Annotated in this window: 1 protein-coding gene; it reads left to right on the top strand. The window is 57.7% G+C overall.

Going from position 1 to position 1,653, the window contains the following annotated elements:
• The first annotated feature begins 440 nt into the window (after nucleotides 1-440).
• Entirely contained in the window at nucleotides 441-1,577 is a 1,137-nt protein-coding gene (locus tag EHS19_RS08715) for an ATP-binding protein (RefSeq protein ID WP_151917369.1), read from the top strand.
• Nucleotides 1,578-1,653 lie beyond the last annotated feature (76 nt).

Raw genomic sequence — 1,653 nt, 5'->3', positions numbered from 1 at the left:
GTCGTGTCGGCGGTGTTGCATAATGGCGGAATTGCAACGATCGTGGAGTTCCTGCCCGTCAGCCTTGCCGATGTGTGCGCGCCTGGCGGTACACACAACTGCAAGATATGCCCGAGAATAGGCTGTTGAACCGAAATGAGCCTGTTCGCCTCGCCGTGCTCGCCGTGTTCGTTATGATGTGGCAGTTTGTGGGGGCGCACCTGACGACATCGTGCTTGCGGCAAATAGTACACAATGGTACGCATTCATGTAACTTGGTACGCATTCGTACATATTGGTGTAATTTCGTGTAACATGGTGCGTGTTCCCGCCGAGCCGTTGATGATTCCGGTGCACCACTAATCAGTAGCCTGGTGCGACGAATCATGCATGGCGCCCGATGGATGCAACGGACGACAAAGGCGTGAGAGCAGAGGAAACATGTGTAAGGAGGTGCGGTCATGGCGATTAACCCGTTCAAGCCAACTGCGGGCAAGATGCCGCCGATTCTCATTGGTCGCCAGTCCATCATCGATGATTTTTCGGAGGCGTTGACAAACGGTGTCGGCGCGCCGGGCAGAATCATGCTGGTCACTGGGCAGCGAGGTTTCGGCAAGACGGTGATGCTGACCGAATTTCGTCGGATTGCCAAAGCACAGCAATGGGAGACCATCGCCGAAACGGCGTCCCCGGGATTGGTGTCCCGCCTCGTAACAGTTCTGGCTCCTTCGGGAATGCGCTTGAATCAGGCCGATATAAGCCCATCCATCAGCATTCCTGGCATTGCGACCGCTAGCCTCGGCCAAGCCCATTTCTCTGCGGAGTCCAATCCGCTGACCCTTCGCAACGCATTGAACAAACGGCTGGAATCCAAGAAAATCAGAAAGGGCAAAGGCATCCTCATCACCATCGATGAAACGCAGGCGGCTTCACATGATGACTTGGTGGCCATTGCCACGGCTGTGCAGCACATTATCACAGATGCCGACGAAAGCGACGTTCCCGATGACGAGAAGAAAGGCGTCGCCATCGTGTTCGCCGGCCTGCCCTATATGATCAACGATTTGCTGGATAATGAGGTGACCACATTCCTGCGGCGTGCACTGCGCCGGGAATTGGACAATGTGCCATTGCCAGACGTGAAGAACGCCTATCTGGAAACCGTGGCCGATTCGGGCAAGTCCATCAGCGAGAGCGACGCGCTGGAAGCGGCCCGACGGTCCGAGGGATATCCATACATGGTGCAGCTCGTCGGGTACTACATGTGGCAATCCGCCCAGCGGCGCGGGGCGTCCATCATCACGACGAACGATGTGGCGGCTGGTGTCACTGACGCGTTGCTTGCGTTTGATGATGCCGTATGCGCGCCTGCCCTGGACGGCGTTACGAGCGCGGAACGGCTGTTTTTGAAAGCTATGGCGGTGGATTCGCCGCACGTCACGCAGATCGGCGATCTCGTGGAGCGCACACGACGGAGTCGGAGCTGGGTGAGCAAGTACCGTGCGATTCTCATCAAGGACAAACTCATCCGTCCGGCCGGTCATGGGCAGGTGGAGTTCGCCGTGCCGCATCTGGGGGAGTACCTGCGGTCGCTGTGACGGACGCAATCGTCGCTCATGCCAATGCGAACGTGCCATGTCTCTGGGCCGGTTGCAGCGCTTCGATTACCGTCCG

The sequence above is a fragment of the Bifidobacterium jacchi genome, from assembly GCF_009078285.1.
GTDB lineage: Bacteria > Actinomycetota > Actinomycetes > Actinomycetales > Bifidobacteriaceae > Bifidobacterium > Bifidobacterium jacchi.
The sequence above is the reverse complement of the archived record's forward strand: the minus strand, read 5'-3'. Positions and strand labels throughout refer to the sequence as shown.